The organism is Massilia sp. W12 (assembly GCF_037300705.1).
Taxonomy (GTDB): Bacteria; Pseudomonadota; Gammaproteobacteria; order Burkholderiales; family Burkholderiaceae_D; genus JACPVY01.
Genome location: NZ_CP147776.1, coordinates 4,555,010 through 4,575,820, shown reverse-complemented (window position 1 = coordinate 4,575,820; position 20,811 = coordinate 4,555,010). Strand labels below are relative to the sequence as shown.

Annotated in this window: 19 protein-coding genes; 8 read left to right on the top strand and 11 right to left on the bottom strand. The window is 57.6% G+C overall.

The genetic code is table 11. The features are described 5' to 3' along the window. The gene (locus tag V8J88_RS18510) at window positions 1-888 is read right to left on the bottom strand and encodes an ABC transporter ATP-binding protein (RefSeq protein WP_338845708.1); all 888 of its coding nucleotides are present in this window, start codon (window positions 886-888) and stop codon (window positions 1-3) included. A gap of 226 nt (window positions 889-1,114) precedes the next feature. On the opposite strand from V8J88_RS18510, the gene V8J88_RS18505 reads away from it, so the two are divergent. After that, a complete protein-coding gene (locus V8J88_RS18505) occupies window positions 1,115-2,113 on the top strand; it encodes a 2-dehydropantoate 2-reductase (RefSeq protein WP_338845707.1) in 999 nt (332 codons plus the stop codon). On the opposite strand, the gene V8J88_RS18500 is transcribed toward V8J88_RS18505, so the two are convergent. Then, complete coding sequence (locus V8J88_RS18500) at window positions 2,096-2,644, bottom strand: GNAT family N-acetyltransferase (protein ID WP_338845706.1); 549 nt, start codon at window positions 2,642-2,644, stop codon at window positions 2,096-2,098. The genes V8J88_RS18505 and V8J88_RS18500 overlap by 18 nt on opposite strands. Then, on the bottom strand, window positions 2,641-3,708 hold the full coding sequence (locus tag V8J88_RS18495) for a hypothetical protein (protein WP_338845705.1): 1,068 nt from the start codon (window positions 3,706-3,708) through the stop codon (window positions 2,641-2,643). The genes V8J88_RS18500 and V8J88_RS18495 overlap by 4 nt, the downstream gene beginning before the upstream one ends. A gap of 124 nt (window positions 3,709-3,832) precedes the next feature. Here V8J88_RS18495 and V8J88_RS18490 point away from each other — a divergent pair, with 124 nt between their 5' ends. From V8J88_RS18490 to V8J88_RS18475, 4 genes are all read left to right on the top strand, one after another. Then, window positions 3,833-4,462: an FMN-binding negative transcriptional regulator gene (locus V8J88_RS18490; RefSeq protein WP_338845704.1), complete on the top strand. Its 630-nt coding sequence runs from the start codon at window positions 3,833-3,835 to the stop codon at window positions 4,460-4,462. Between the two features lie 69 nt (window positions 4,463-4,531). Continuing rightward, window positions 4,532-6,781 (top strand): M14 family zinc carboxypeptidase, encoded by a 2,250-nt coding sequence (locus V8J88_RS18485; RefSeq protein WP_338845703.1) that lies wholly within the window; start codon window positions 4,532-4,534, stop codon window positions 6,779-6,781. A 173-nt stretch (window positions 6,782-6,954) separates the two neighbouring features. Continuing rightward, window positions 6,955-7,446, top strand: a complete 492-nt coding sequence (locus V8J88_RS18480) for a hypothetical protein (protein ID WP_338845702.1) — start codon at window positions 6,955-6,957, stop codon at window positions 7,444-7,446. A 503-nt stretch (window positions 7,447-7,949) separates the two neighbouring features. Next, complete coding sequence (locus V8J88_RS18475) at window positions 7,950-10,208, top strand: M14 family zinc carboxypeptidase (RefSeq protein ID WP_338845701.1); 2,259 nt, start codon at window positions 7,950-7,952, stop codon at window positions 10,206-10,208. Window positions 10,209-10,276: 68 nt separating this feature from the next. Here the strand turns inward: V8J88_RS18475 and V8J88_RS18470 are convergent, their stop codons facing one another. From V8J88_RS18470 to V8J88_RS18455, 4 genes are all read right to left on the bottom strand, one after another. Continuing rightward, the gene (locus V8J88_RS18470; protein ID WP_338845700.1) at window positions 10,277-12,316 is read right to left on the bottom strand and encodes a prolyl oligopeptidase family serine peptidase; all 2,040 of its coding nucleotides are present in this window, start codon (window positions 12,314-12,316) and stop codon (window positions 10,277-10,279) included. Window positions 12,317-12,405: 89 nt separating this feature from the next. Beyond that, on the bottom strand, window positions 12,406-13,071 hold the full coding sequence (locus tag V8J88_RS18465; protein ID WP_338845699.1) for a TIGR02281 family clan AA aspartic protease: 666 nt from the start codon (window positions 13,069-13,071) through the stop codon (window positions 12,406-12,408). Between the two features lie 2 nt (window positions 13,072-13,073). Next, the gene (locus tag V8J88_RS18460; protein ID WP_338845698.1) at window positions 13,074-13,277 is read right to left on the bottom strand and encodes a hypothetical protein; all 204 of its coding nucleotides are present in this window, start codon (window positions 13,275-13,277) and stop codon (window positions 13,074-13,076) included. A gap of 86 nt (window positions 13,278-13,363) precedes the next feature. After that, a complete protein-coding gene (locus tag V8J88_RS18455; protein ID WP_338845697.1) occupies window positions 13,364-13,849 on the bottom strand; it encodes a YajQ family cyclic di-GMP-binding protein in 486 nt (161 codons plus the stop codon). A gap of 199 nt (window positions 13,850-14,048) precedes the next feature. Between V8J88_RS18455 and murB the strand changes: the two genes are divergently transcribed. Continuing rightward, complete coding sequence (murB, locus tag V8J88_RS18450; protein WP_338845696.1) at window positions 14,049-15,146, top strand: UDP-N-acetylmuramate dehydrogenase; 1,098 nt, start codon at window positions 14,049-14,051, stop codon at window positions 15,144-15,146. A 44-nt stretch (window positions 15,147-15,190) separates the two neighbouring features. On the opposite strand, the gene V8J88_RS18445 is transcribed toward murB, so the two are convergent. Next, window positions 15,191-15,682 carry a DUF4279 domain-containing protein gene (locus V8J88_RS18445; protein WP_338845695.1) on the bottom strand — a complete coding sequence of 164 codons (492 nt, stop codon included), beginning with the start codon at window positions 15,680-15,682 and terminating at the stop codon, window positions 15,191-15,193. A gap of 759 nt (window positions 15,683-16,441) precedes the next feature. Here V8J88_RS18445 and V8J88_RS18440 point away from each other — a divergent pair. After that, window positions 16,442-16,888, top strand: a complete 447-nt coding sequence (locus V8J88_RS18440; RefSeq protein ID WP_338845694.1) for a hypothetical protein — start codon at window positions 16,442-16,444, stop codon at window positions 16,886-16,888. A gap of 124 nt (window positions 16,889-17,012) precedes the next feature. Here the strand turns inward: V8J88_RS18440 and V8J88_RS18435 are convergent, their stop codons facing one another. Further along, window positions 17,013-17,228, bottom strand: a complete 216-nt coding sequence (locus V8J88_RS18435; protein WP_338845693.1) for a hypothetical protein — start codon at window positions 17,226-17,228, stop codon at window positions 17,013-17,015. A 214-nt stretch (window positions 17,229-17,442) separates the two neighbouring features. Further along, window positions 17,443-17,766, bottom strand: coding sequence for a SymE family type I addiction module toxin (locus tag V8J88_RS18430; RefSeq protein ID WP_338845692.1), 324 nt, complete (start codon window positions 17,764-17,766; stop codon window positions 17,443-17,445). On the opposite strand from V8J88_RS18430, the gene V8J88_RS18425 reads away from it, so the two are divergent. Next, window positions 17,741-20,281, top strand: coding sequence for a heparinase II/III family protein (locus V8J88_RS18425; RefSeq protein WP_338845691.1), 2,541 nt, complete (start codon window positions 17,741-17,743; stop codon window positions 20,279-20,281). The genes V8J88_RS18430 and V8J88_RS18425 overlap by 26 nt on opposite strands. Before the next feature lie 149 nt (window positions 20,282-20,430). On the opposite strand, the gene V8J88_RS18420 is transcribed toward V8J88_RS18425, so the two are convergent. Further along, entirely contained in the window at window positions 20,431-20,763 is a 333-nt protein-coding gene (locus tag V8J88_RS18420; RefSeq protein ID WP_338845690.1) for a hypothetical protein, read from the bottom strand. Between the last annotated feature and the right edge of the window lie 48 nt (window positions 20,764-20,811).

The window sequence follows — 20,811 nt, the reverse complement described above, 5'->3', positions numbered from 1 at the left end:
TCAAGCTCCGCTGCGTTCGGTGGCGTGATAAATGGTGGAGAAATACACATCTTCCAGCGTCGGCGCGACCGCTTCAAAACCGGGGCCGGGCTGCTGCGCGCCATACACATGGATCATGGTGCGGCCGCACATCAGGCGGCTGGAAATGACCTGGTGTTTTTGTTGATAATCGGCCAGCTCGTGTTTGTCGATAAAGCGTTGCCAGATCAAGCCTTCGATTTGGCGGATAAAGCGCATCGGCTCGCCCGCCAGCAGCAGGCGGCCTTTATTGATCACCGCCATGTTCTGGCACAGATCGGCCACATCGCCGACGATATGGGTGGACAAAATCACGATTTTGTCGTGGCCGATATCGGATAAAAGATTATGAAAGCGCACCCGTTCTTCCGGATCGAGACCTGCGGTGGGTTCATCGACAATAATCAATTTGGGGTCGCCGATGAGGGCCTGGGCAATCCCGAAACGTTGCCGCATGCCGCCGGAAAAACCACCCATCGCCTTATGTCGCACCTGGTACAGATTGGTTTGCTGCAACAGTCCGTCCACCACCTCGCGCCGCTGCTTGGCATTGGATAAGCCTTTCAAGCGCGCGAAATGGTCAAGCAGCTCATAGGCGCTGACTTTCGGATAGACGCCGAAATCCTGCGGCAGATAACCCAGCACCCGGCGCACTTCCTCGGTATCGTCGAGCACATCGATGTCGTCCAAAAACACCGCGCCGCTGTCAGCTTGCTGCAAGGTGGCCAGGGTGCGCATCAGGGTGGATTTGCCGGCCCCGTTCGGGCCCAGCAAGCCGAACATGCCAGCCGGTATGGTCAGCGAAATATTGTTCAAGGCTTGCACCCCATTGCCATAGGTCTTGCACAGCTTTTCAATTTTTAATTCCATACAGCGCTCCACAGTAAGCCAGGTCCGGTTTCAGGCAGGGAGGGGTTTCCCTTTTCTCATATTGCGAACTTACGCAAATCCGCAAACAGACGCCATTGATTTGCGACAAGGTGCAAAATAGCCGGCTTGAAATGCAAAAAAGTCTGAATCGCAGCCAAACCGGTATTGTATCTGCTTGGCAAGACGCTTTACTTATCAATGCGGCATGGAATGGAAGGAGCTAAGTATGAATAAAATCGCAGTTTTTGGCGCAGGCGCAATTGGCGGTTTACTGGCGGCGCGTCTGGCCCAAAGCGGGCGTCAGGTCAGCGTCGTGGCGCGCGGGGCCACCCTGGATGCTTTGCAAAGCAAAGGCATTGTGCTGCAAGAGCAGCAACAGGGCGCATGGCAAGAGATCACGCAGCCGGTGCGCGCTGTGGCCGATGCGCAGCAGCTTGGCGTACAGGACGTGCTGATTTTGTCATTGAAGGCGCCGGCCTTGCCTGAAGTCTTGCCGCAACTGGCGCATCTGATCGGCCCCGACACCCTGATTCTGGCCGCCATGAATGGCGTGCCCTGGTGGTTTTTCGCCACCCCGGATGTGCCGCTGCATGGCGTGCACCTGCCGGCGCTGGATAAAGATGGCCGCCTGTCGCAGGCGCTGCCGGTCGCGCAAACCATGGGTTGCGTGGTGCACTTATCCGCCGCCTGCCCGCAGCCCGGCGTGGTGCGGCTGGCGATGGGCAATCGCTTGATCATCGGCGAGCCGGACGGAGCCGACAGCGCGCGTCTGGCGCAGCTGGCGCAGATCTTGCGCGAAGCCCGTTTTGAGGTTGACGTCAGCCATGAAATCCGCACCCAGATCTGGTACAAGCTGTGGGGCAATATGACCATGAACCCGATCTCCGCCCTGACCGGGGCCACCGGCGACAAGATTTTGGACGACCACGAAGTCAACCGCTTCTGTCTGGATGTGATGGCGGAAGCCGCCGCCATCGGCGCCCGCATCGGCTGCCCGATTGCGCAAAGCGGAGCCGACCGCATGGCGATCACGCGCAAACTCGGCGCCTTGCGCACCTCCATGTTGCAAGATGTGGAAGCCGGCAAACCGATAGAACTCGACGCCCTGGTGACGGTGGTGCAGCAAATCGGACGTGAGCTGGATATGCCAACACCGTATATTGATGTCTTGCTGGGCTTGACGCGGGTGTTTGCGCAGACCCGGGGCTTATATCACACAGCCTGAAGCCGGGCGCGCCAGGACGTAATGCGCCTCAATGCAGCGCTCGCCACGGAAGACGCACGCTTCTTCACGCACAAACTGCATGCCGATGCGCTGCAGCAGCCGAATCGAAGGCAGATTGCGCGCATCGGCAATGCCGGCGATCTGTTGCGCCTGGGTATGCGCAAACAGCAGCGCGCAGGCGGCGCGCACTGCCGCCGTGGCAATGCCGCGCCCCTGCGCTGCGCGCGCCAGCGAAAAGCCGATTTCCGCGCTTAGCCCATCCGCCGCCAAAAACAAACCCAGATCGCCCAGCAAGACATCGCTGGCGGCGTCGGCAATGCCAAGCTGCAGCCATGCGCCAGGCGTCAACAGCGGCGCGGCCGCCATTTCCTGTAAAAACGCCAGCGCCTGCGCATCGCTTTGCGCTTGCCAGCCCTGATAGCGCCCGATTTGCGGATCGCAGCGGTATGCTTGAAACGCCGTCAAATCCTGCTCACGCAGCCGGCGCACGCGGCAGGCCGCCAATTCCAGTGGCAAAATCGCTGTCTTCATTTGCCGAATAAGGCTTGCATTTCCTGCTTGCCGCGCGCATTCAGGAATGGCCGCAAGCTGTCCGCACTCAGTTCGGCCGTATCGTCACAGGCATGTGAAACATATGGCAGCTGCGTGGAAAAACTGATTCCGTTGGCGCTCAGCCAGACACGGAAACTGCGATTTTGCGCGACTTCGGCAGCGCAGTCCGGATGTTCTTTTTGCGCGCGCGCCAGTTTTTCTTGCAACAGCCGTTCCAGTTTGGGCGGCAGGCGCTCCGCCTTGCCGCCTTGAAACCAGCGCCAAACATCCAGCATCTGGCCGCTGCGCAAATCCCACACATCCACCATTGCGCCGCTGGCCGGATGTGCGCCGCCGCAAAAATTGCTGTAACTGGTTTCAATACTGAGATACGGCCCGCGCGCAAACACCGGCTTCATTTCCTGTGTGTAATCGCCATCCTGGCCATGCGCCGCGAGTGCGGTGGCATGGCATTCCAACAGCGCCGGCATGCCATTCGCCAGCTTGAATTCTTTGCGCAGCGCCTGATTGATACGCTTCGGCCCGTCCCCCGGCGCAAGCAATTCGATGCGCTGATCCAACAGCTGCGCGTTGAAACCCTCCAGCGCCAGCCGCAAGCTGTAGTTGCGGTAAGCCAGCGCGCCGAATTGCTGCGGCGGCTCTTCGCGGTACTGCACTTTCTTTTGCATCGCCTGATAAAACACCGGATGTGCGCAGTTCCGCTCATCCGCCTCATGTTTGCCATGCGCGGCGGCCTTGAGCTGCAGCGCCAGCTGTTTCCCTTTGCCGCTATGCCATTCGCCGCTAATCGTGTCGCCCTGCGCGCGCAGCTTGCGCCAGCGCTCGCCGCCGGCCAGCGCAAAACCTTCTTTGTCCGCCTCCAGCCGCAACACCTTGCCCTGGCTGTGGTAGTAGTACAGCAGCGGACTCTCGGCATCATTGCGGCAGACGCTGATGGGCAAAGCGCCGATTGCGCCATGCCAGATGCCGCCGCTGAGGGGCGTTTGGGCCGCACTGAGGGCTGGCAGGACAAGCATGGAAAGCGTGACGGACAGGAGTTTCATAGCAGACCCGGAACGAGGCAGATGCGCGCTAGCATACGACAAAGCGGGGCGGCATGGGCGGCATGCTGAAAATTGCAGATTACGCATACAATCCAACTATTGCATAACTCCACACAGCCGCCTCATGTACACGCCATCCCACTACCGCTCACAAGATCCGCAGCTTTTTGTTCAGTTGGCGCAAGCATTCCCGCTGGCCTGCATCGTGCGCCATACCGGGGAGGGATTGCAGGCCGACCATATCCCCTTGCATTGCTATGCGCAGCAAGATGGCAGCCTGATTTTGCGCGGCCATGTGGCGCGCGCCAATCCGCTCTGGCGTCAGGCGGGTGAATGTCTGGCCGTGTTTCAGGCTGAGCAAGGCTATATTTCACCGAACTGGTACGCTTCCAAAAAAATTCACGGCAAAGCAGTGCCGACCTGGAATTATCTGGTGGCGCATGTGCAAGCCGATTTGCGCGCGATCGACGATCCGGTCTGGCTGCGCAGCTTCCTCACTGAACTCACCGCGCACCATGAAGCGGGACAGGAACATCCCTGGCGCATAGAAGACGCGCCGCCGGACTACACCGAAAAAATGTTGCGCGCTATCGTCGGCATCGAACTGCGGGTGCGCAGCATGGAGCTGAAATGCAAATGCAGCCAGAATCGGGAACCGGCTGATCTGCACAGCGTGATCGCCGCACTGGAGCAAGGCGCGCCGCAGCAGCAGGCTTTGGCGCAGGCGATGGCGCGGCTGGCCCCGTCTGCCTGATGCGCCGCGCAATACGCTGGCAACGGTACGGCGCCGGAGTGGCGGCAGTCAACACAATCTGGGACACAGATGAACACACAGCGATTAAGCAAATTATGGCGCATATTGCCCGGCCTCGCCCTGTGCGGCAGCGCACTGGCGCACAGCGGGCAAGACGGGGCCGCGCGCAGCCTGGTGCGCGCCTATTTCCACGACATTCAGGCGGCGCGCGCGATTGCGCACGGCAAATATGAAACGCTGGAATCGAAATACGAACTGGGCTATATGGTGGTGCTGGTGAATCCGCAGGAAGCACAGGAATTGCGCGCCGCCGGATTTCAGTTAAAGCCCGATCCGCAATGGCTGGCGCGCCAGGTGCAGCACGCCAAACAACAAGCCAAACAACACGCCAGACAGCAAGACAAACAAGCCGCCGCCGCGCCGGAATTCAGCGGCATTCAGTATTACAACTGCTATCCCACGGTGGAAGAAGTGTTCGCCAAAGGCGACGCCCTGATTGCCGCGAAACCGCATCTGGCGGCCTGGCAAATCATCGGCAGTTCCTGGGAGCGCACACAAAACGCGCAAGCCGGCTATGACTTGAAAGTCTTAAAACTCAGCAATCGCCACATCCCCGGCCCCAAGCCGATTCTGTTGGTGCAAGCCGGCATCCATGCGCGCGAATACAGCACCACCCCGCTCGCGCTGGAATTCGCCAGCCGTCTGCTGCAGGGACATGAGGTGGACGCCGACCTGACATGGATTCTGGACCACCACGAAATACACATTCTGCTGGTCGCCAACCCGGACGGGCGCAAGCAAGCCGAACGCGGCCTGCTATGGCGCAAAAACACCAACACCGCATATTGCGGCGCCAACAGCCCGTGGCGCGGAGTGGACTTGAACCGCAATTTTTCGTTTGCCTGGAATGACAGCAACGGCGCCGGCTCATCCGCTGATCCCTGCCGCGAAACCTATCGCGGCCCGCAAGCCGCCTCAGAGCCGGAAGTGCAGGCGATTCAGCAATACATCCGCAGCCTGTGGCCCGACCGGCGCGGGCCGCAACGCAGCGATGCCGCCGCCGCCGATGTTTCCGGTCTGCACCTGGATTTGCACAGTCATGGCCGGCTGCTGCTGTATCCCTGGGGCACAAAAGGCGCGCCCGCCGGCAATCAAGCCCAATTCGCCACCCTGGCGCGCAAACTCGCGTATTGGAACAAATACACCCCGCAGCGCGCACTGGGTTTATATGAAACCGACGGCACAAGCGATGGCCCGAGCTATGGCGAACTGGGCGTGGCCGCGCTCACCTTTGAACTTGGCACAGCGTTTTTTGAATCCTGCAACGACTACCAGCGCAGCATCCTGCCGGACAATCTGCCGGCCCTGATCTACGCCGCCAAAGCCAGCCGCGCCCCGTATCTCCTCGCACAAGGGCCGGATGCGCACAGTCTGTATGCGCAGCGCAGCGCAGGGCGCTACGTCAATATCAGCGCCGCCCTGGACGGGACACGTTACCAGCACAGCAATGGGCGCGAAGCGATACGCAATGTTGCGGCGGCGGAATTGTATATCGGCCTGCCGCCCTGGAGCGCCGGTGCACAAGCCATCCCCATGCAAGCCAGCGATGGCGCATTCAACAGTCCGCAAGAACAGGCGGCTGCGCTGCTGGATGTCAGCGCCATGCGCGCCGGCAAGCATTTGCTGTATGTGCGCGGGCGCGACAGCCAGGGCAACTGGGGGCCGCTCAGCGCCACCTGGCTGTACATTGGCCAAAGCCAGGTCACGCCGCCGAACGCCGCCTTTGATGTGCGCGCGCGGGGTTTGCAAGTCGATTTCAAAAACCGCAGCACAGACGACGGCGCCATTCAACGCTACGAATGGCAGTTTGGCGACGGCGCGCGCTCATTCCGCACCAATCCCGCCTACACCTATGCGCACGCCGGCGCCTACACCGTGCAATTAACCGTGACAGACAACGAAGGCGCCACAGCCAGCCTCAGCCGGCAAATCGAGGTGCAGGATGAGATTCCCAATGTGAGCAACGGCCAAACCGCAAACAGCATCGGCGTGCCGGCCAAAAGCTGGCGTTACTTCCAAGTCGAACTGCCAGCCGGCGCGAAAAACCTGAACGTGCAAGTCAGCGGCGGCGTGGGCGATATTGATCTGTACACCCGCCACGGCGGCAAACCTTCCGCCGGCGCCTTTGCCTGCCGCCACGACGGCCCCGGCAACACCGCCAGCTGCCTGCACCCGGCGCCAGCGGCAGGCAAGTGGGTGATTGGCTTGTTCGGATATGGGGTGGCGTATAACGCGAGTGTGCGGGTGGGGTGGGAGTGAGAGAATGTCCTCGTTCCTTGCGCGCATGCGGTATTGGTCGATCAGCATGAGTCGCGCACTGATATTCCCATGTTCAACCAGGGTATGATGCCTATTCCTGATGACGGAATCGGCGCGTAGAATTTTGCTTTGGGTTTTGCGTGATCACGGCATTATCAATTGATGAGATCTATATGCAATCATTTCAAGATCAATCCCTCTCTTCCTGGAAGGAGGAGCTATCCAGCCTCGTCGCTTCGGCTAAGACGTCTGAAGAGATCATCGCCCGGCGTGTCTTGGAAAATGCTCTCAGCACGAACCTTGACAATCCCGGCGCCCTGCGCACGCATCTCGGTAAAATTCAGCCAACAGGGGGGGCACGCGACGCCATCGTTGCTCAGGCGGAATTCCAAAGCTTGGCAGACGCAAACGCTGCCGACGCCGGCTTATCGCTTCGCTCAAACCAGCCTACTCTGATGGCCGGAATTCGGCTGACTAGTCACGATTTTTCCTTATGTAAGCGCAATTCAAGCCTGCCGCCATTGATTTCCATCCACCCGCCTTCATCCTGGCGGCCACGCCGCCAGCGCTTCCCGTACCGACTGTTCTTGCTTGCGCCGTTGTTCGCGCCAGCTGGGCAGTTTGCTGACCACCAATTTATGCGGTGCGCCTTTGCGCAATACTGAAATATCCAAAGGCAAGCCGCTTTGTTGCAACTCTCTTGCGACATGATTCCGCCTTTGCTCAGCGATAGCGAATTGGGGCCCGGTTTTGGCGCCGCACAAGAAAGTATTCGCGTTGTGGCAATCTATACACTTGCATGACAATGCTGGCGGCATGCGTCAGATGTCAGCTTCAGCCGCTTCCTTTGTGGCTTTGCGACCCCAGGTTTGCAAATGGATTGATAGATAAAAAACGCCACCTTGCGCCGCAGTGTGTTAATCTTTTTCTTGATTTCAGAGGCCGGTTCCGCGCTTCTTCAGCATTCTTCCGCTTTATCAGTCGTATTTATTACGCTGCCTGGCAGGCCGGGCGGCGGGCAGTTTGTACGCGTTCTTGGCATCACCATATTCAGCGCAGATGGCCGCAGAAAGTCATCGCACGCAAGATTTGCAACATGGGTTGCAAAGCGCCCGCATGGGCGGCAAACAGCATGGCTTGATCATGCATATAACACGGAGACTTTGAGATGAGGACTTTGCAACAAGGCAGCCGGCGCTTGCTGGCGGCGATTTTCGCGCTATCCGGGATTACGCTGTTAGGCGGCGCGGCGGCTCCGGCCTGGGCGCATCAGGAGGCGGCAGTCAAGGAAAGTGAAAAGCGCGAAGTGATGCGCGCCTATTTCCGCGATATCAAAGCTGCGCGCGCGATTGCGCACAGCAAGTATGAAACCCTGGAATCGAAATACGAGCTGGGTTATATGGTGGTGATGGTGAATCCGGCGGAAGCGAAGGAGCTGCGCGCCGCCGGTTTCCGCTTGGAGCGTGACCGGCTCTGGCAGGCGCAGCAATTGCAGATGGCGCGCGAACACAATGCAAAGCTGCCGCGCCAGCAAATGCTTGCCGGCATCCCGAATTATTCCTGCTATCCGACGGTGGAAGAGGTGTTTTCCACGGCGGATGGCCTGATCGCCGCCAAACCGCAACTGGCGTCCTGGGTCACGATAGGCAAATCCTGGGAGCGCACGCAAAACAATGCAGCCGGCTATGACCTGAAAGTCTTGAAGCTGACGAATACGCAAAAAACCGGCAGCAAGCCGATTTTATTCATCCAGGCCGGCATCCATGCGCGCGAATACACCACCACCCCGCTGGCGCTGGAATTCGCCAAAAAGCTGGTGAATGGTTATGGCAGCGACGCGGAAATGACCTGGATTCTGGATCATCACGAAGTGCATATCCTGCTGGTGACCAACCCGGACGGGCGCAAAAAAGCCGAGGGCGGCATTTTGTGGCGCAAAAACACCAACACCAATTACTGCGGCGCCACCAGCAATTCGCGCGGCGCGGATTTGAACCGCAATTTCACCTTTGGCTGGAATTCCACCAACGGCGCCGGCTCTTCCGGCTCGGTGTGTAATGATACCTACCGTGGCCCGACTGCCGGCTCTGAGCCGGAAGTGAAAGCGATTGAAGCTTATATCCGCCAGATCTGGCCGGATCGGCGCGGCCCGAATCGCACCGACCCCGCGCCGGCGGATACTTCCGGCATCCATCTTGATATCCACAGCCATGGCCGCCTGCTGCTTTATCCCTGGGGCACGAATGGCCCGGTGGCGGGCAATGACGGGCAACTTGCCACCCTGGCGCGCAAATTCTCGTATTGGAATAAGCACACCCCGCAACGCTCGCTGGATCTGTATGAAACCGATGGCACCAGCGATGGCCCCAGCTACGGCGAACTGGGCGTGGCCGCCTTCACCTTTGAACTCGGCACCGCCTTCTTTGAGCAATGCAGCTATTACAACGGGACGATTTTGCCGGGCAATATGCCGGCCCTGGTGTACGCGGCCAAAGCCAGCCGCAATCCTTACACCGTGGCCGCCGGCCCGGAAGCGCACACCGTCACGGCCAGCGGCAGCGGGGCGAATGTGACCCTGAGCGCGACCCTGGACGACACCCGCTTTAACCAAAGCAATGGCACAGAGCCGACGCAAACCGTGGCGGCGGCGGAATATTTTGTCGATACGCCGCCCTGGGTCGCTGGCGCCGTGGCCAAACCGATGACGGCGGCGGATGGCGCTTTCAACAGCGGCGTGGAGCAGGTGCGCGCCACGCTTGACACCACTGGCTGGAGCGATGGCAAACATCTGGTGTATGTGCGCGGTCGCGACAGCGCCGGCAATTGGGGCGCGGTGACAGCCACTTTTGTGAATGTCGGCGCGGCGCAAGGAACCCCGCCGACAGCAGCGTTTGACAGTGCGGCGAGCGGCTTGACGGTGAATTTCACCAACCGCAGCACGGATGATGGCACGATCACCGGCTACAACTGGAATTTTGGCGATGGCAAAACCTCCACCAGCGCCAATCCCAGCAATGCCTACGCCAGCGGCGGAACCTATACCGTGCAGTTGACGGTGACAGACAATGATGGTTTGTCCTCATCCGTCAGCAAAAACATCAGCGTGACCGACGACACGCCGACGCTCAGCAATGGCCAAACGGTGAGCAGCATCAGCGTGGGCAGCAAGGCGTGGAAGTATTACAAGGTGGTGTTGCCGGCCGGGGCGAAGAACTTCACCGTCGCCACATCCGGCGGCACGGGCGATATTGATCTGTATACCCAGCTCAACGCCAAGCCGACCACCAGCAGCTACAGCTGCCGCAAAAACGGCAGCACGAATACCGAAACCTGCAGCAATGCCGCACCGGCTGCCGGAACCTGGTATATCGGCCTGTATGGTTATGCGGCTTCCTCGGGCGCCAGCTTGAAGGTGAGCTGGCAATAAGTTGCCGTTGACATGAAAACGGGCGGCAGGTCAAACCTGCCGCCCGTTTTTTTATGCCTGCAAGCGCCTTACTTCAAAAGATATTCCTGCATGAAGGTGGCCAGCGCCGCGTAATAAAAGTCTTGATTGTTTTTCCGTGCAAAGCCATGTCCCTCATTGTCGGCCAGCAAATACCAGACCGGGGCCTTGTTTTGCTTGGCGCGCGCGACAATTTGTTCGGCTTCATGCACTGGTACGCGCGGATCGTTTTTGCCTTGCACCACAAACAGCGGTTTGCGGATTTTGTCGGCATTGTTGAGCGGAGCGATTTTGTCGAAGAAGGCGCGCATTTCGGGGATGCGCTCATCGCCATATTCGACCCGGCGCAAATCGCGCCGATAGCTCTCGGTGCGTTCCAGGAAGGTGGTGAAATGCGAGATGCCGACCATATCCACCGCGCCGGCGATGCGCTCGGCATAGTGGGTCGAGACCGCCAGGCTCATATAGCCGCCATAGCTGCCGCCCATCACCATCACGCGATTCGGGTCGAGATCCGGCTGTGCAGCGATCCAGTCCAGCAAGGCGCCGATGTCCTTCACCGAGTCTTCGCGCAACACGCCGTTATCGAGTTTGAGGAAGGTTTTGCCATAGCCGGAGGAACCGCGCACATTCGGTTGGATCAGGGTGATGCCAAGTTCATTGATGGCGTAATTGTGGCGGCTCAAAAAGCCGATGGTGGCTTGTGCTTCCGGGCCGCCGTGAATCGAGATCAAGACCGGGCGCCGGCCTTTGAATTTGTGCGCCGGGGCGCGCGTGATCAAGCCGCTGATGCTGCGCATATCAAAACTTTGCCAACGCACAATTTCTGTATCGGGGAACTCGCTGCTGTCGAGCGTGCCGGGGTCTTGTCGCGTCCAGGCTTGCGCCGGGCCTGCGCTGCCGCCCTGCAGCGGCAGCGTCCAGATTTCCCCCGGGCTTTTGCTGGAATTGATGGTCAGCGCCAATTCACTGTGCAGGCCCTTTTTGCCCGGGCCTTTGTGGCGCCAGACCAGGCGTTCCACGGCGCCCGGCGGCAGCGCTGGTTGCGCCAGTTGCTTGCCGCTTTTGGCGTCAAACATATGCAATTCCTGCAAACCGTCGCGATTGATGCGCAGCGCGACCAGACGGCCATCGGGGGAGGGATCAATTTCCGTCACATCCCAGGGAATCGCTTGGCTCAATATGGTTCGCTTGCCGCTTTTCAGATCGACTTTGTTCAATTGCATGAATTCGCCATCCGCATCGCCAGCCACAAAGATGCTCTTGCCATCAGCGGAGAAACGCGGGTGATGCCAGCGCACCGGCGCGCTTGCTGCGCCAGCCGGCAAAATTTCGCGCGCCTTGCCGCTTTTCACATCCAGCAGCCAGACTGAGGCGGAATTGGCGGAAGTGTAATTCAGCGCCAGCAGCTTTTTATCGTCCGGCGAAAACTGAAAGCCGCCCCAGCCGCCGCCCGGCAAACTGGCCAGCTTGCGCTTGTCCTGCGGCGCCAGGGGATCGACCAGCCACACGTCGGTCGAGATTTCCGCACGCGTGGCGCCCTTGGCGGTGCGATCCAAGGGGGTTGAGAAAATCACGATGCGCTGGCCTTTGCTGTCCCAGCCGCCAACGCCATTTTTTTGATCCGGGTCGGACAGCCGCATGCTGGCCCCGCTGGCCAGATCCAGGCGGTAGGCTTGACCGGCTTCATTGCCGCCTTCATCTTTCAGATACACCAGAAATTCGCCGTGGGTGGGTTGGAAACTGGCGTCGCGCACCGGGTCGGCGAAGTCGGTGATTTGGCGCAAGGGCGCATCCGGGCCATCGCTGATGTGCAGTTGCTGGGTGTTTCCTTTGCCACGGGTGGAGAGCAGGATCTGGCGTTTTTGCGGATGCCAGTCGAGCAGGCGGCGCGGGCGGAATTCGGTATAGGGGGCGATTTTTTGCGCCAGCGCTGCTGAAATCGGCGGAATGCCGTCTGCGCGCAAATTCGGATTGGGGGCCAGTATCTCACTGGCGGGGGCGGCGTTGGCCGGCGCGGCTTGATTCGCCACTGCATATTGACACATGCCGGCCATGGCTATCGCCAGCAGACGCATTGATTTCTTCATACGCTTATCCTGTGAAGTAAAAAGCCGCCTGAGGCGGCGGCGTGTGGGCTTGGAGCAGGCAGGCGCTGAAACGTTTCATCCGGATTGGCTTAAAAACGTTTTTCCAGGGTGATTTTATCGTTTTCGCGCACCATATTGGTGCGATTTAAAAAAGACATGCCGAGCAGGGCTTGATCCAGGCCGCTTTCCAGCACGCTGGCATCGACGGCATTGATGCTCAAATCGCCGATTTTGACGCTATCGAGTTTCACCAGATAAGCTTGATTGGCGCCATTCGCGGTATTCATTTGGATCAGCCGGCCTTTGCGATAATCCAGGCCGATGCGTTGCGCATCGCGTGCGGGCAGGGCGATCAGGGTGGCGCCAGTGTCTAACACCATGCGCACCGAGACGCCGTTGACTTGCACATTGGTATAGACGTGGCCGCCGCTGCCGACCGGCAGCACGACTTTTTGCCGGACGCCGCTGCTGTTGGCTTCGCCGCTGTCAATGCCGCTGCTGCGCACATGTTCGCCCATGCGGAAAGTGCGGCGCTTGCCATTGATTTCAATTTGCACGCTGTCGCGCTCCACGCTGACTAAGCGTGCTTGCTCGCCCAGTTTGGCGCCGACATCGTATAACTTGGGCGGCGCGCCATCCACCACCAGTAAGGCTTTGCCGGGGAAGATGCCGGCCAGACCGATTTCCAGGGCGTTGCAATGAGCTGCAAGGCTCAGCAACAACACAGAGCAGAGGGTGGAGAGCGAGGTGCGCATGATCAGAATGTATGTTTTTCCGGCACGATGAACAGATGCAAGTCCATCAGGGCGCGTATTTCTTCCCAGGCTTCGGGCGGAAAACCCTGACGGTCGCCACGATCATCGATGGAGAGTTTGCGAAAGAAATCATTCATTTCATCAAATCCCCACAGCATCTGGATGTTTTCCAGAATGCGCGGGTAGTCACGCTCCAGAATTGACACATAGGGATCAAAAGTCTGCGTTTTTTGACCGCTTTGCGTCCTGGGCGCCGGAAACTTGTATCGAGCCATGCTGCACCTTGTTTCACTCAGTCGCGGAAGTTATTGAATTCCAGCGGCAAGTCTTTGACTTCGCGCCTGAGCAATGCAATCACGGCTTGCAGATCATCCCTCTTGGCGCCGGTGACGCGCACCGCATCGCCCTGGATCGAGGCTTGCACCTTGATCTTGCTGTCTTTGATAATACGCTGAATTTTCTTGGCGTCTTCAGTTTCGATGCCATTTTTGATGCGGATGCCCTGTTTGACTTTATCGCCGCCGATTTTTTCAATCTTGCCCAGATCCATAAAGCGCACATCGACGCCGCGTTTGGTCAGCTTGGCGGTGAGCACGTCGCGCACCTGGGTCAGCTGGAAATCGGAATCGGCAAAGGCGGTCAGTTCGCGTTCTTTTTGTTCGATCCGGGCGTCGCTGCCCTTGAAGTCGAAACGGGTGGAAATTTCCTTGTTGGACTGGTCGATGGCGTTGCGCACTTCGATCATATTGGCTTCGGAAACTGTGTCAAAAGAGGGCATGTCAAGTCCTTACAAATGCTGAATTCAATGCATGCGGCGGCGCCGCGTTCCAGCTGGCATTGTAAATGAGCTGCGCCCTCAAATCTTCTGCGGCCTGGCTTTATAATAGGAAATTATGCTTTTTTTCCTGCGCACAATTGCCGCGCGGCATAAAAAGCGCCGTTCCACCTGTTTTTCGCGATCCCGGAATCCCGCCGCCATGCCCCCCAATCTGCCCAGCCTGCAACCCATTTCCGCCTTTCCCGAGCTGGCTGCCGCGCCATTGAAAGTCGAGCGCGGCGCCGATCTGCGCGCCTTGAACACCTTCGGCATCATGGCGCGTGCGCGCGCCTATGTGCAAATCCACGCGCTGCAACATTTAATCGAATTGCGCCAGCTGCTGGCGCAGGATGCCGAACTGGCGGCCTTGCCGCGTCTGGTGATAGGCGGCGGCAGCAATCTCCTGCTGTTGGGCGATGTGCATGGCCTGGTGGTGCATATGTGTGCAGAAGGCATGCAAAACGCGGGAGAAGACAGCGATTACCGTTATTTGCGCGCTGCCGCCGGCAGCAATTGGCATGCCCTGGTGGAATGGAGTTTGCAGCAGGGCGCGCCCGGTTTGGAAAATCTGGCCCTGATTCCCGGCACGGTGGGCGCGGCGCCAATTCAAAACATCGGCGCGTATGGGGTGGAGTTAAAGCAGGTCTTGCACAGCGTCACGGTGTATGACTGGAACAGCGGGGAAGTCGTGGTGCTGGATAATGCTGATTGTGCGTTTGGCTATCGCGACAGCGTGTTTAAACATGTCTGGCGCGAACGCGGCCTGGTGTTGGAATTGTGCCTGGCCTGTCCGAAAGACTGGCGCGCGCAAACCGGCTATGGCGATTTGGCGGCAGAGCTGGCGCAAGCCGGCATAGACGCACCCAATGCGCAGCAAGTGGCGGCGGCGGTATGCGCGATCCGCCGGCGCAAATTGCCCGACCCGGCCAAGCTGGGCAATGCCGGCAGTTTCTTCAAAAACCCGGTGGTCACGCGCGCGCAGCGCACGGCATTGCAAACCGTGTGGCCGGATCTGGTGAGTTATTTGCAAAGCGATGGCAAATACAAGCTGGCGGCGGGCTGGCTGATTGATCGCGCCGGCTGGAAAGGACGGCGCATGGGCGCCGCCGGCGTGCATGAACATCAGGCCCTGGTGCTGGTCAACCACGGCGGCGCCAGCGGGGCCGAAATCGCCGCGCTGGCGGCGGCGATTCAAACCGATATCCAGGGCAAATTCGGCGTCAAATTGGAAATGGAACCGGTGACGGCGGGCGGCTAAGGATTTCGCCGCATGCAAGCTAAAAGGCCAAACACGATCCGCTGCTACGTGCATGTGAAATTGAAAGACACGCCAATCTTAAGCCTGCGCATCAGCTCAAGCGATGAGGGATCAATGGATATAAGCGGAAAGGGGCTTTCGGACAAACATCCAATGCAAATATCCGCCCAGGCAGCTTGTGGAATCAGCTCACTAAAATAGTCAATATGAGGCGCTACAGCTTCCCACAGCCACGCAAGGTGCTCGCCTGGCGCAGCGTATTCACTCAATGGCGAAGAGAGGATCCAAATGTCTTCCTGGCAGATGCGTTTTGAGTTGGGCCGAACGGGATGGCCTTTCAACAGGGCTTTGGTGGCTTGTAATCCGGTGCGTCTGCTGATTTCTGCGTGATGCGCCCCGGCGCCGCCAATACGCAGGCTCGCATCGAAACGAAACACCAAGGAACTTCGGCAGTAAATGCGCCCGGTTTGTTTTTTTTCCTTGCGGCGACGTAACCGTTCCATACGCCGTAAAGCAATTGTCTGTACTCTGGCCATTTTTTTTCCTTAGAAGTGAGTCACGCCGGCTTGCAAGGCGATCCGCTGTGACGACAGGGCAGCTTATTTGATGAAGCAGCCGCCTGTGCGAATGGGGCGCTGGCCAATGGATGCCCGCAAAATAAAGCTGTTAAGAATAAAAACATGCCCTGCGCGATGCTGCGCCGGCAAGGCCGGCAAACTTCGGTTTGGGTGAAAATTGAAGTGTACTAAAATAATGAAGCGAGCACATATTTTGTGTCTAAGCCTTGAATGATGACTCAGGCACTATTGCCAATGGCCAGTCGAACATGCGGTCAGACCACGGCGTCCGGCAGCTCGCCAACTTTTGCAAGAAGAACTCAGGGCGAACATTGCCTTGCGCGAGATCAAAATGCAATTTGAAGAACGCGTGATGAAGCGCGGGTAAAACCATAAGAAAAAGAGTTGGATCAATCGAGTCTGCCCCCATTGATCCTGACCCCATTGATCCTCAACTGAAACTCGTTGGCCGAGGAATGGCAAGTACGCTTGGGGGTTGGGAAAAGAAGATGGTTTGATAGCACCATCGGCAAAAGGGTCTGAAATCTTTGCCTACCATTCGATATTTACGGACGGAAAGTATTTCTACGATCCTTTGCTATCAGCAACCCCGGTTTCACAGCGACAGTATCTCAAGATGTTAAATGCTTTGAATCCTAACGGTGTGTCTTGGCGGATATATACGCCGGAAATGCCAACCCCAATGGCTACTCAACTTAAAAAGGGAGGATTCTAAAAATGGAATCGCTATCTTTCAGCACAAAGTCCAAAGCGGCCGGTGTTTTTATGGATCTGTTACAGAGTATTTCTGTGCGAGGCTGGTTTAATGCTGGACCGAGTGGAAGTGAACAAGATTCACTACTATTCATTTCATTTCACATCCATCCAGATGATGCGGATTACATTCATGAAATAATGTCGCAGGCATTTAGTCATGATTTTTTTGGTATTAAATGGGATGTAAAACGCACTAAACATAATCGTTTTTTCCTATGTCCAATGAGACTCAGTATTTTAGCCGACGAACTGGGGGGCTTTGAAGCTGCATTAGATGAAGTGCAGCAGCAGGACTTGGAGTTCGGCGAGCTTGCGGCTAAGAGCCTAATAGAGGCAAGTAAAGCGATCTTCGACCAATTTAAGGCAAGCGGAAAGAGCAAGTTTGAAGAGCGTGTTGACGCCGACTGAAAATTGCCCAGGACGAACGGGGCCAGTTCAAACATTCCAACATTTCGCTCATGACGCGCCGCGCCTGACAAATCTAAAAAAACCGCCATGCCCAACACTGCCCAGGCATGGCGGCTTTTTTACATCAACGCCGCTTACCGCGCTTGCTCTGCCGTGGCGGCGCTGGTGGTTGGCGGCTGGTCGCCAGGATGCTGTCAATCAGCTTGAGCGTTTGCGCGCGCTCAGCTGCGCTCATTTCGGCCAGCAGATAGGTGATTTGCTGGCCAAGTTCGGCATTGGCCGGATTGTGTGGGCAGTGTGCGCAAATGGCTGGGGTGTCGGGTTGCTTACAAGTGCTCATGATCATCATTCCTTTGAACGTGAAGTCGGCGCGGCGCTTGGCTTGTCGCCCTTTGGCGGCGCTGGCCTGCTGTCTTTCTTTATTTCTTCAGAATAAAAGCGGCCCCAACCCCGGCTGCGCCGGGGTGGTGTTGGCTGCTTTGCCTTTCTTCTTTAGCCGCCGGGGTGGCGCGTGGCGCGGCCAGCAGCAGCTAAGAAGAGAAAAGCCGCTGGCGCTAGTCCTGCACGGTAATCACCAGACAGCCAGGCATGACGCGCACGCGCACCTGCGTTTGCGCAAGGAATCCCGCTTGTTTCAGCCATTTGCCGCGCAGCCGTATGCCGCTGCGGCTGTCGCCGGTATCGGGGATGGTTTCCACTTTTAAAAAACGCTCGGAAACGTTGCCAGCAGCCTTGGCCTTGTAGCCGTGGTCGTTTGCTGCTGCGGGTGGGTCTTGTGTAAAATCGTGGCAAGCCAATGAACAAAGTTTTATTTTTGCGCCTCGCAAAGAAGAAAGCGTTGATAACTTTTTGATGAAAGACAAAAACGGCGACATCATTTCCAGAGTCGCCAATATCGACCCGGCCCTCGCCAATGCCTGGGACAGCTTTCTCGCCACTGTCAATACCAGCGTCAATACCCTCAATACCTGTAACTCCATCAGTGCGCCCAGCGATTCAGTCTGCAATGTTACAAACGGACACCGCATCAAATTGCTCGATTTCGCCCAGCAACTGGGGTTGGCCTGGAATATGAGCAAAAATCCGCTGTATCGCGATGCGGCGTATTTGTACGCCGACAAAATCCTGCAAGTCACGCCGCTCAGCAGCGGCACTGAGTGGACGATGGGTGGGCGGGTCGCGGCCATGGGTATTTTGTATGACTGGATGTACCCGGAAATGGATGGCAAATATATGCCCGGCGATACCCGCAGTTATCGTCAGGCGCTGGCGGAACACATCAAAAACACAATCGCCGCCACCAGCAGCAAACCGAGTGACGATCTGGCCGCATCAATCTGCGCCACCAGCGCCAGCGGCGCCAGCAATCTCAGTTATGGCAGCAGCTTGCAATGCGTTACGCCAGTGCAAATCGAAGGTTGGAACCGCTGGGAAAGCCCGCTCAAGCCTTCTGTCGCCAAAGAATACATTATGGGCCACGCCTTCAGTGCAGTGCATGCCATCTCGATGGGCCTGCTGGCGATTTATGACGAAAACCCGCAGCAAATCATGCCCTTGCTGGACACCGCCTACCAGCACATCGAACGCGGATTTCTGAAAGCGCGCGGCGCCATTTCGCTCGACGGCGGTCACCACACTGGCTATGCCTATGCCGCCATCAATCTGCCGGAACGCACCCTGTTATGGCGCAATGCTCTGCAGATCGACAATGCCAGTGCGCCATTATTTACACCGGAATGGCAAAACAAGCTGATTTACCCCTTCATTTACGCTCTGCGCGGCGACAACAGCTATCCGGCGCGGGGCGATGATTTCGGTCTGACTGCTTCCTCGGCTGAAATTGGCCAATTTGCCTTGTGGGCCGCCAGCAATGGCAATGACGGCACGGCCTTGTCGTTTTATAAAAACACCATTTTGCCAAGCCGCCTTAACAGCAATACGATGGCGCTGGTGTGGGAGCGCTTGTACTGGCCTGTCAGCGCTTATGTGCAAGAAAGTCCGGTCGCCAATCTGGACAAATCGCGCTACTTCCGCATGGCGGGACAGGTGTTAATGCGCGATAAATGGGAAACCGCCGATGCGACGCTGATCGACTTCAAATCCAGTAATTTTTTAAGTGAAAACCATCAGCATCTGGATCAAAACAGCTTTTCACTGTTCTACAAAAAACCGCTCTTGTTGGATAGCGGCATGTACGACGAATACGGCAGCCAGCACTGGCAAAATTATTACACCCGTACCGTGGCGCATAACACCATCACGGTGTTTGATTCCCGCGAGCGTTTCAAAAAGAATGGCAAGGAATACAGCAACGATGGCGGTCAATGGTTTCGCAATCCCACCGACAATCAGAATTCTGTGAATACGCTGTACCCGACGCTGGAAGAGCTGGCGCCCAATCTGAGCGAACCGAAACACGATGTCTATAACGACGGCGTGCAACGCTATGAATATAAGCCGGCCTACACCTTTGTCAGCGCAAACGCCAGCAAGGCCTACTCCAAAGACAAGATGAAGCAGGATAATGGCTTCATCCGGAATATGGTGTTTGTCCCTGAACCCAAATTTGGCGGTAAGGCGCTTACTGTGGTGTTTGACACGGTGCGCACCGAAGGCAACTTGAAAGCAGACTTCCTGCTGCATCCGGCCAATGAGCCGGTGATTGGCTCCGGCGCTCAGGGGCTGGGCAATGGCTTATATCAGGTGCAATTTGCCAATGGCGGCGCGCGCAAGCTGACCGTCCGGAATGGCGGCGGCATGCTGGTGGTGCAAACCCTGTTGCCGCAAGACGCCATGGTCTTGAAAGTGGGGGGCGTAAGCGGCTCCAGTTGCAGCCAGATCAGTCCAGCCAACGGCAGCGTTACCGGCAGCAGCAGCGACTGCCGCTTCGTTACGCGTCAACGTATCTCTGATGCCGGTGAATTTGTTTGGCGCAATTACCCGGAAAAACTGGGCAGCAACAAGCAAACCCCGCAAGAACACAGCACCAGCGATATTGGCGCCTGGCGTCTGGAATACTCGATGCCCGGCACGCCGGCAGTTGGCGAGACGCAGTACTTTTTGAATGTCATGAGTGTTGCCGCTAACGATAACGGCAGCGGTCAGGGCGCTGCGCCTGCTGCCAGCCGCATCGGCAGTGACGCCAATACCGAAGCTGTGTTGCTGGAGGATTCACTGGTGATTGCGTTTAACCGTGGCAGCAGTGACGCCGCCAGCCTGAGCTGGAGCAGCAGCAACAGCAACCTCAGAATCCTCGCGACCGGTTTAAAACCGGATACTGCTTACAGCTTGAACGTACTGCCTTCGGGCAATAGTTTCACCTACAGCCTGAAACAAACCACAGGCGGCGCCTATCAAAGCTCGGCCCAGGGTGTGATCAGCATCGGTATGTAAGATTGCATCTGCTATGGCGCCTTCCCGTCCGGCGGGAAGGGCGTCATTGTCTTGGCCCGTGCTTGCACGGGTTTTTTCTTTGGAGCAGGGCGGCAGTTAATAGGAAGCAGATTTGGATCAATCGAGTCTGACCCCATTGAAAAAAAGGATCAATCCACCTTGGTCAACTCCACCCCATCCACTACCATTTTCATTTTATCGCCGACTTTGTGCGGCGGTTTGCTGACATCGAAGCGGGTTTTAAACAGGCCGACGCCAGCGAGAAAGCTGTGGCCTTCAAAACTGTCCAGATCAATGCTCACATCCACTTTTTTTTCAGCCGTTTTGCGGTGGTAATGCACCTTGCCATTTTGTTTGATGTGCAGGCGCATTTGCTCGCCGCGCCAATCGCCTTGATAGGCGGCTTTGTCGGCTGGCAGCTCAATTGCGCTGGCGTGGAGGGAAAACAGGGATAGTGCGACGGCTGAAAATAACTTGATCATGGTTTTGCTGGATGGCAGGGTTATGAAGACATTATGTGGGCAGTTTGC

Coding starts and splice junctions, on each gene's coding strand:
- V8J88_RS18510 (WP_338845708.1), bottom strand. CDS start 888: ATGGAATTAAAAATTGAAAAGCTGTGCAAGACCTATGGCAATGGGGTG.
- V8J88_RS18505 (WP_338845707.1), top strand. CDS start 1,115: ATGAATAAAATCGCAGTTTTTGGCGCAGGCGCAATTGGCGGTTTACTG.
- V8J88_RS18500 (WP_338845706.1), bottom strand. CDS start 2,644: ATGAAGACAGCGATTTTGCCACTGGAATTGGCGGCCTGCCGCGTGCGC.
- V8J88_RS18495 (WP_338845705.1), bottom strand. CDS start 3,708: ATGAAACTCCTGTCCGTCACGCTTTCCATGCTTGTCCTGCCAGCCCTC.
- V8J88_RS18490 (WP_338845704.1), top strand. CDS start 3,833: ATGTACACGCCATCCCACTACCGCTCACAAGATCCGCAGCTTTTTGTT.
- V8J88_RS18485 (WP_338845703.1), top strand. CDS start 4,532: ATGAACACACAGCGATTAAGCAAATTATGGCGCATATTGCCCGGCCTC.
- V8J88_RS18480 (WP_338845702.1), top strand. CDS start 6,955: ATGCAATCATTTCAAGATCAATCCCTCTCTTCCTGGAAGGAGGAGCTA.
- V8J88_RS18475 (WP_338845701.1), top strand. CDS start 7,950: ATGAGGACTTTGCAACAAGGCAGCCGGCGCTTGCTGGCGGCGATTTTC.
- V8J88_RS18470 (WP_338845700.1), bottom strand. CDS start 12,316: ATGAAGAAATCAATGCGTCTGCTGGCGATAGCCATGGCCGGCATGTGT.
- V8J88_RS18465 (WP_338845699.1), bottom strand. CDS start 13,071: ATGCGCACCTCGCTCTCCACCCTCTGCTCTGTGTTGTTGCTGAGCCTT.
- V8J88_RS18455 (WP_338845697.1), bottom strand. CDS start 13,849: ATGCCCTCTTTTGACACAGTTTCCGAAGCCAATATGATCGAAGTGCGC.
- murB (WP_338845696.1), top strand. CDS start 14,049: ATGCCCCCCAATCTGCCCAGCCTGCAACCCATTTCCGCCTTTCCCGAG.
- V8J88_RS18445 (WP_338845695.1), bottom strand. CDS start 15,682: ATGGCCAGAGTACAGACAATTGCTTTACGGCGTATGGAACGGTTACGT.
- V8J88_RS18440 (WP_338845694.1), top strand. CDS start 16,442: ATGGAATCGCTATCTTTCAGCACAAAGTCCAAAGCGGCCGGTGTTTTT.
- V8J88_RS18435 (WP_338845693.1), bottom strand. CDS start 17,228: ATGAGCACTTGTAAGCAACCCGACACCCCAGCCATTTGCGCACACTGC.
- V8J88_RS18425 (WP_338845691.1), top strand. CDS start 17,741: ATGAAAGACAAAAACGGCGACATCATTTCCAGAGTCGCCAATATCGAC.
- V8J88_RS18430 (WP_338845692.1), bottom strand. CDS start 17,766: ATGATGTCGCCGTTTTTGTCTTTCATCAAAAAGTTATCAACGCTTTCT.
- V8J88_RS18420 (WP_338845690.1), bottom strand. CDS start 20,763: ATGATCAAGTTATTTTCAGCCGTCGCACTATCCCTGTTTTCCCTCCAC.